This is a genomic window from Achromobacter kerstersii, from assembly GCF_902859595.1.
Classification (GTDB): Bacteria; Pseudomonadota; Gammaproteobacteria; order Burkholderiales; family Burkholderiaceae_B; genus Achromobacter; species Achromobacter kerstersii.
The window spans coordinates 139,310-146,739 of the sequence record NZ_CADIJQ010000013.1 but is presented as its reverse complement, the minus strand read 5'-3'; the positions used below and the strand labels follow the sequence as shown (position 1 = coordinate 146,739).

8 protein-coding genes are annotated in these 7,430 nt (G+C 64.1%); all 8 read left to right on the top strand.

Annotated features, from left to right (window positions below):
- Positions 1–51: 51 nt before the first annotated feature.
- Positions 52–1,191 carry a DUF3426 domain-containing protein gene (locus tag HV765_RS28265; RefSeq protein WP_254600751.1) on the top strand — a complete coding sequence of 380 codons (1,140 nt, stop codon included), beginning with the start codon at positions 52–54 and terminating at the stop codon, positions 1,189–1,191.
- A gap of 12 nt (positions 1,192–1,203) precedes the next feature.
- Positions 1,204–2,145 carry a carbohydrate kinase family protein gene (locus HV765_RS28260; protein ID WP_054427254.1) on the top strand — a complete coding sequence of 314 codons (942 nt, stop codon included), beginning with the start codon at positions 1,204–1,206 and terminating at the stop codon, positions 2,143–2,145.
- Between the two features lie 206 nt (positions 2,146–2,351).
- On the top strand, positions 2,352–2,855 hold the full coding sequence (locus HV765_RS28255; protein WP_054427255.1) for an outer membrane lipoprotein: 504 nt from the start codon (positions 2,352–2,354) through the stop codon (positions 2,853–2,855).
- A 435-nt stretch (positions 2,856–3,290) separates the two neighbouring features.
- Entirely contained in the window at positions 3,291–3,530 is a 240-nt protein-coding gene (locus tag HV765_RS28250; RefSeq protein ID WP_054427256.1) for an acyl carrier protein, read from the top strand.
- Complete coding sequence (locus HV765_RS28245; RefSeq protein ID WP_175171665.1) at positions 3,508–4,695, top strand: D-alanyl-lipoteichoic acid biosynthesis protein DltD; 1,188 nt, start codon at positions 3,508–3,510, stop codon at positions 4,693–4,695. The genes HV765_RS28250 and HV765_RS28245 overlap by 23 nt, the downstream gene beginning before the upstream one ends.
- Complete coding sequence (locus HV765_RS32080; RefSeq protein WP_156337003.1) at positions 4,692–4,817, top strand: hypothetical protein; 126 nt, start codon at positions 4,692–4,694, stop codon at positions 4,815–4,817. Before HV765_RS28245 ends, HV765_RS32080 begins: the two co-directional genes overlap by 4 nt.
- A gap of 7 nt (positions 4,818–4,824) precedes the next feature.
- Positions 4,825–5,952, top strand: coding sequence for an MBOAT family O-acyltransferase (locus HV765_RS28240; RefSeq protein WP_175171664.1), 1,128 nt, complete (start codon positions 4,825–4,827; stop codon positions 5,950–5,952).
- A 16-nt stretch (positions 5,953–5,968) separates the two neighbouring features.
- Positions 5,969–7,414, top strand: coding sequence for a D-alanine--poly(phosphoribitol) ligase (locus HV765_RS28235; RefSeq protein ID WP_175171663.1), 1,446 nt, complete (start codon positions 5,969–5,971; stop codon positions 7,412–7,414).
- The last annotated feature ends 16 nt before the right edge of the window (positions 7,415–7,430 follow it).

Below are 7,430 nucleotides of genomic sequence, written 5' to 3'. Positions count from 1 at the left end.
CCCGCGCCGCCCGCGCCGCCCGCGCCGCCGGCGCCGCCCGCGCCGCCACCGCTGTCGCGGCCATCGGCAGAACCGCGCGAAATCGCACCGTGGGAAGACGAGCCCGTTTCGCCTCCGCCCCAAGCCGTTTCGCCTCCTCCGCAGCCCGTTCGGCCTGCACCTGCTGCGCCCGTCGTTCCCCCCGCCGTTCCGCCCGCCGTATTACGCGGCCGCGAGGCGATTCGCCGGCGCGATGAACCCGATACGCACTTGCCCGAAGACGACGCCGACGACGAGGACGCAAGCGAAGACGACAGCGCGTATCGTCCCAGCCCTTCCCGCAATGAGCCCGTCTTCGCGCCGCGCGCCGCTGAACCGGTCATCGACTGGGACGCGCGCCGCCGCGCCGCCGGGCACGCCGAGCCGACGTTTGCCGATAACGGCGGCAGCGGCATCGGTAACGACACTGAATACGACGCCGATGGCGACCGTGACGACGACCGCCTTGCCGCCGCCGATACCCGCCATTCCCACGACAAGCTCGACGCCGATGACGACCGCGGGCATCACATCCGCATCACCGACTACGACGACGAGCCCGAGCCCGACGACGGCCGCGAACCCGTCCTGGGCGATACGCGCACGCGCTACTCCAGCGCCACGGATGTCGGCCGAACGCCGCCCGAATTCCTGGATCAAGACCGCCAGGAACGCCGCGGCCTGTTCCGCAAATTGTGGGGCTACGCCTGCCTGTTGGGCCTGATCGCGCTGGGCCTGCAACTGCTGTACGCCTACCGCACTGACATCGCCAATTCCGTACCCGTCATGCGGCCCGTGCTGGAGACGGTGTGCAAGCCCTTGGGCTGCACGGTCGGCTACGCGCGCCGCCTGGAACGCATTGCGATTTCTTCATCGTCCTTGCAGCCGCCTACGGGCGCCGCCGCGATCGACGACGGCCGCAGCCGTCTGGTGCTGAACCTGGTGCTGCGCAACCGCTACGACAAGCCGCAGCATTGGCCCGCGCTGGTGCTCGACCTGACCGACTTGTCGGACACCGTGGTCGTGCGCAAAGTGCTAAGGCCCGAAAATTACCTGACGCCCGAGCAACTGCGCGGCCCCTTCGGCCCGGCAGGCGAGCTCAAGATTTCCGTACCCATTGAAGTGACCGGTGTGCAGGTCAATGGCTACCAACTCGATAAGTTCTTTCCCTAAAGGATGACAAGCATGGCAACCCCTGTTCTGGTTTGCGGTTCGATGGCGTTTGACACGATTGCCGTGTTCGAAGGCCGTTTCAAAGACCACATCCTGGCTGACCGCATCCAGTCGCTGAGCGTGTCGTTCCTGGTGCCCAGCATGCGCAAGGAATACGGCGGTTGCTCGGGCAACATCGCTTACAACATGAACCTGCTGGGCGGCGCGCCCGTGCCGGTGGCCACCGTTGGCGAAGACGCGGGTGAGTACATGGAGCGCCTGTCGGGCCTGGGTATCGACACCAGCCGCGTCAAGGTCATCCCCGACACCTTCACCGCGCAGTGCTTCATCACGACCGACCTGGACGACAACCAGATCACCGCTTTCCACCCGGGCGCCATGTCGTTCGCGGCAGACAACGACCTGAGCGATGCGGATGCGGCTTGGGCCATCGTGGCACCTGATGCCAAGGAAGGCATGTTCGCGCACGCCGAACGCCTGCATCGCCGTGGCATCCCGTTCATTTTCGATCTGGGCCAGGCCATGCCGTTGTTCGACGGCGCCGATCTCGAACGCATGCTCAAGCTCGCGCAGGCGCTGACGGTCAATGATTACGAAGCCGGCGTGGTTGAGCAACGCACGGGCCGCAGCGTGGCGGACATTGCCAGCACGCTGCAAGCCGTGGTCGTGACGCGCGGCGCCGAAGGCGCCACCCTGTACACCGGCGGCAAGACGATTCAAATTGATCCGGTGCGCGCGTCGCAGGTCGTGGACCCGACGGGTTGCGGCGACGCACAGCGCGGCGGCCTCTTGTACGGCCTGACCACCGGCTGGAGCTGGGAAGACAGCTGCCGCCTGGGCAACGTCATGGGCGCCATCAAGATTGCCTCGCGCGGCCCGCAGAACCACAACCCGTCGCGCGCAGAGATCGACGCTGTGCTGCACGCCACCTACGGCATCCATCTGCCCGCCTGATTCCCACGCAGGACGGGAACCGCCACGCGGCGGCGCGGTCGAACAATGCATCAAGTTTTGATAATGCGGCGGCTTTCGGGCCGCCGTATTTACACGGTGTTATCCGCCTATGGCCGTGAGTTTCAGTGTGTTGCAGGGGAGCCTGACACTCATTTTGGGCGGAGTATGATCAATGTTCGTCGGCAGTGCCCGATCGAGGAGTCCAAATGAATCAAAGTAAATCTCTATCCCTGGTGACGCCGCGTACTGGCCGGTGGTTGGCTATCGCAGCAGTTGTGACGTCGATGGCTGTGCTGGGCGGCTGCGCAAATCGCAGCGCGTCCAGTGGCGTGTACAGCTACGACCAGGCCCAGCGCGAGCAGATCGTTCGTACGGGTACGGTCACGGGCGTGCGCCCGATCGTGATCCAGAACGACAAGTCCAGCGGCGTCGGCATGTTGGCCGGCGGTGCGTTGGGCGGCGTGGCAGGCAACGCAATCGGTGGCGGCACGGGCCGTACCATTGCAACCGTCGGCGGCGCCATTCTGGGCGCTTTGGCGGGGAACGCCGTAGAGAACAGGGTTGGCACGAATTCCGGCTACGAAATCACGGTGCGTCTGGATAACGGCGAAACCCGTGTGGTGGCGCAGGAAGCCGATGTGCCCGTCAGCGTGGGCCAGCGCGTTCAAGTGATCAGTGGTTCGGGTCCGACCCGCGTCACCCCGATGTAAATCAAAAGCCCGCGCAAGCGGGCTTTTTTACATGCCGACGGCAGGTTTGCAGGCTGCAAGACAAGCCCCGATTCCGGGGCTTTTTCATGCCTGAATCTCCACTGCCCGATATCGGGGCCGGGCCAGCGCAGGGCGTAAAGTCGTAAAAATCTGTCGCGCTGCCGCAACGCAGCACCCGGGATTTACCCGCAGGCGTTACGTTTGCCAGCCTTTTCTCGCGATTTACCCCAAAAGTTTCATGGCGATTCAACGTCCGAAGTGCAATGATTGCGCCTGCGATCGGCATCACGATGCGATTTTGATGTAACCAAGTGCATCCTGGCGCTGTTCTGGATCGCTGGAACGGTCAGTTGAGTTTCAGCATTTTTCTGTATCCTCACTTACCTGAATCCCAGGGGCGGGGATGTTTTGCCGACGAGGCAATCAGCACTATCTATGCATACCGAGCAAGAACTCCACACCAAGATCGGCGAGATCGTCGAGTCGATCGTCATGAAGAAAGTCACCCCCGACACGCAGTTGATTGCCACTGGCCTGGTTGATTCCCTGGCCGCGGTGGACATCACGCTTGCGGTCGAATCGGAGTACGGCTGCAGCATCCCGGCTCCCGAAATCGCAGAGCATCTTCAGTCGGTCCGCACGCTAGCCGGCTATGTCGCTGCCCATTCTTCGTAATACCCGGTTGTTGTCCCACGTCGCGGCTGCCGCGACGGCGGTAGCACTGGCGGTTGGCGCGTACTGCGGAGCGGATGATCTGCTCAGCCGTATCGTCACGCCCACGTCTGCCCCGTCGACCGCTGCTGCCGACAGGAACAACTACCTGCCCAATCTGGGGCCGGACTGGGGCACTCAGCACGTCAACCTGAATCGCCTGGGCAACGCCCTGAGCGACGGGACGCTGGTTGTGCTGGGCTCGTCCGAACTGTCCAGCCACGATCTGCGCTTCGTGCCTTACCGGTTCTTCCCCGATGAATTGAAGGTGCCGACGCTGGCCTACGGCCACGCCATGTTCCAGTCCTATGGCATCGTCAGCGTGCTGGAGTCCGTGGCGGATTCGCTTACGCCGAACACGCGGCTGGTGATCATGGTGTCGCCTGCCTGGTTCGCCTCGGGCGGCCAGTTGCCGCGCAGCGCGTTCGCTGAACACGTGACGGGACCCGTCTGGGATCGCCTCTGGGATCAGCCCAGCACGCGCGAGCAGATGCAGAACTGGATCACCGACAACGCGAACTGGGGCTTGATCTGGCTGATCGCCAATGGCCAGGTGGCCGAGCTCAAGGACAAGCTGTCGCTGTGGTGGCATGCCCGCAAAGAGCCTGCGCCTGACCGTCCGCGCAGCAAGCTGTCGGTGCCGGCGCACCGCTTCGTGTCCTGGCCGTCGTCGGCGCGCTTGAACGAAGGGCAGTGGGGCCGTCTGACGCACGAGGCGCGTGAAGTGGAACGCGGCTTGGGCGGCAACAATCCCTACGACGTTCGCGACGACTACTACAAGCAGTACCTGGCGCAGCTGTACTCGCCAGCCCGTAACGAGTTCGCCGACGTGGACCCGATCACCCGCACCGAGCTGGGTGACCTGTCGCGCGTCATGGCCCTGCTGCAAAAGCGCAGGGTGAAGGCGTACTTCGTCATCCAGCCGTTCAATCCCAAGCTCATTCTGGATGTCGAACGTTTCGACCCGGTGGTGGCCGCCATTACCGGCATGTGCCAGCGCTATCAGATGGGTTGCCTGGATCTTTACAGCATCCCGTTTGAACCCGGCATGGTGCGTGACGACATGCATCTGGCCGAACTCGGCTGGGCGATGGCGGACCAAGGCATTGCGGAGTACTTTTCCCGATGAAACGTTTCTTCTGGCACCTGTGTTTGTACATAGGCGTGATCCTGGTGTTCGTGCTGCAGGCTCAACCCACCACGGGTAGCGGCGGACCGATCAAGGTCGAATTCCAATACCAACAGTTCTGACCGCACCATGGAATTGTTCGCAAGCTTGAGCTTTTTTGGCGGCGCCCTGTGTGGCGGCCTTGGCCTGTTGGCGTACCGGTCATTCGGCATGCCGTTCAAGATCGGCTACCGCCACATCATCGGCGTGATCTGTCTGGGCGTGTGGATGGCGGTGTTCTGGGCGCGCCCCTATCAGCCCATCGCGCTGCTGGCCATTTCGGGCGGCGCCTTGTGGGCCGTGCGCCGCAACTACATTCCCACGTGGCTGGCGGTGGTCATCACGATGACGCCGTTGCTGCTGGTGAAGACCGGCGTATCGCACCTGGGCGCGATGCTGGGCCTGTCGTTCGCCACGTTCCGCGCGATCGACGTGCTGCTGTTCGCGCAGCGCAATGAGCGCGTGTCGCCGCTGGACTACTTCATCTATCTGTTCTTCCCGCTGACGTTGCTGGCCGGCCCGATGTACCGCTGGCGCAATTTTCAGGCCGATCTCAAGCGCGGCTATGAAGGCGTGAACCTGAATACGTGGCTGACGGGGCTTGAGCTCATCATGCTGGGCGTGATCCAGAAATTCGGCGTGGCCGAGCTGATCTGGCGCTACGGCCTGGCCACGCTGGACGCGCACGACTATTCGTTCTCGGGCGTGGCGCTGAACGCGTCGCTCTATAGCGCCTATCTGTTCTTCGACTTTGCCGGTTACTCGACGATGGCGATCGGTATCGGCATGCTGTTCGGCTTCACCTTGCCGATCAACTTCCGCAACCCGCTGGCCACGCTGAATCCGCAGGACTTCTGGCGCCGCTGGCACATCAGCTTGTCGGAGTGGTTGCGCGACGTCGTGTTCATGCCGATCTACAAGGCGTTGAGCAAGACCAAGTTCTTCGGGCGCCATCGCATGGCCGCGCAGAACATCGGCATCTTCGCGACGCTGCTGGCCATGGGCGTGTGGAACGGCTTGTCGCTGCACTACATCGTCAGCGGCCTGATGTTCGGCGCGTATTCGGTGGGCCACAACCTGCTGATCAACGCCTCGCGCACGCGTCCTGCGCTGCAAGCGACCCTGGCGCATCCCGTGATGCGCTTCCTGGGCCGCGTGCTTACCTTGATTCTGGCTGCGCTGGCGCTGTACGTGTTCAGCGGCCGCAGCCCCATCTGACGCCGGGAGTTTCGGCATGCGTTTCGACCTGAAGTCCTTCCAGTTCGTTGAACTCGATATTTCGCCCGACGCGCTTGCCGTCGCCGCCGCCGACCGCACCTTGAGCTGGGCGCAGTTGCGCGCCGAGGCGCAGGCCTGGGCCGACAAGGCCCGCCAGCACGGCGTGGCGCCGGATGTGCCCGTGGCCATCTACGGCCACAAGGAAGCGTCGTTCTTCGTTGCGATGGTGGGGGCGCTGCTGATCGGCGCGCCGTTCGTTCCCGTTGACACCATCTATCCGGCCGAGCGCCTGCGCCGCATCGTCGAGATCGTGCGCGCCGCCGCCGTCTACGATGCCGCGGCGAACACGTTCACGGCGGGCGAGGGCGCGATGCTGGCCGAGCGCGGCCTGGCTTACGTCATGTTCACGTCTGGCAGCACGGGCGACCCGAAGGGCGTGCAGATCGGCCGCGAAAGCGTTGGCCTGCTGGGTGACTGGATGCTGGGCAGCTTTGGCCTGGGAGATGCGCCCGTGTTCATGAACCAGGCGCCGTTCAGTTTTGATTTGTCGATGTATGAAGTGTTCGCCACGCTGGCCTCGGGCGGCGCCTGCGTGCTGAATGCGCGCGAGCAGATCGCGGCGGCGGGCACCTGGATGCCGCGCCTGGCCGAGCATGGCGTGACGGTGTGGGTATCGACGCCGTCGTTTGCACATCAGCAATTGGCCAACCGCGATTTTTCGCCGGCCACCTTGCCGGCGCTGCGCACGTTCCTGTTCTGTGGCGAACCCTTGCCGGCTGCGCTGGCCAAGAAGCTGCGCCAGCGCTTTCCTGGCGCGGTCATCCTGAATACCTACGGCCCCACGGAAGCCACGGTGGCCACAACCTGGATCGAAGTCACCGATGCCGTGCTGGCCGCGCATGACCCGCTGCCGGTGGGCCATGCCAAACCCGACAGCGTGCTGATCGTGGACGAAGGCGAGATCTGCATCGTGGGCGACCACGTCATGCGGGGCTATCTGAATCGGCCCGACCTGAACGAAGCCAAGCTCTACACCTACGACGACGGCCGCCGCGCATTCCGCACGGGCGACCTCGGGCTGATGGAAGAGGGCGGCTTGTTGTTCTGCCGCGGCCGCATGGACGACCAGATCAAGCTGAACGGCTATCGCATCGAGCTTGCCGAAATCGACGAAGCGCTGCACGGTCTGCCCGGCGTGGAAGGCGGCGCCTGCGCGGTGCTGCGCCGGCCCGATGGCACGGCGGTGCGCTTGATTGGTTTCGTGGCAGGTGTGGCCGAGGAAGCCGCGGCGCGCTTTCTGGCGCCCGAGGCGTTGGCCGGTTGGAAGGAGCGGTTGGCGCAACGCCTGCCGCCCTATATGGTGCCGTCCGAACTGGTGGCCTGCCCGGCGCTGCCCATGTCGAACAACCATAAGATCGACCGCAAGAAGCTGGTCGAGATCTACGCCGGTATTCCGGCGTAGTTCAACGCGTGCGGGG

Excerpts from the sequence above, each read along its gene's own strand:
- HV765_RS28260 (WP_054427254.1), top strand. The coding sequence starts at position 1,204 with ATGGCAACCCCTGTTCTGGTTTGCGGTTCGATGGCGTTTGACACGATT.
- HV765_RS28255 (WP_054427255.1), top strand. The coding sequence starts at position 2,352 with ATGAATCAAAGTAAATCTCTATCCCTGGTGACGCCGCGTACTGGCCGG.
- HV765_RS28250 (WP_054427256.1), top strand. The coding sequence starts at position 3,291 with ATGCATACCGAGCAAGAACTCCACACCAAGATCGGCGAGATCGTCGAG.
- HV765_RS28245 (WP_175171665.1), top strand. The coding sequence starts at position 3,508 with ATGTCGCTGCCCATTCTTCGTAATACCCGGTTGTTGTCCCACGTCGCG.
- HV765_RS32080 (WP_156337003.1), top strand. The coding sequence starts at position 4,692 with ATGAAACGTTTCTTCTGGCACCTGTGTTTGTACATAGGCGTGATCCTG.
- HV765_RS28240 (WP_175171664.1), top strand. The coding sequence starts at position 4,825 with ATGGAATTGTTCGCAAGCTTGAGCTTTTTTGGCGGCGCCCTGTGTGGC.
- HV765_RS28235 (WP_175171663.1), top strand. The coding sequence starts at position 5,969 with ATGCGTTTCGACCTGAAGTCCTTCCAGTTCGTTGAACTCGATATTTCG.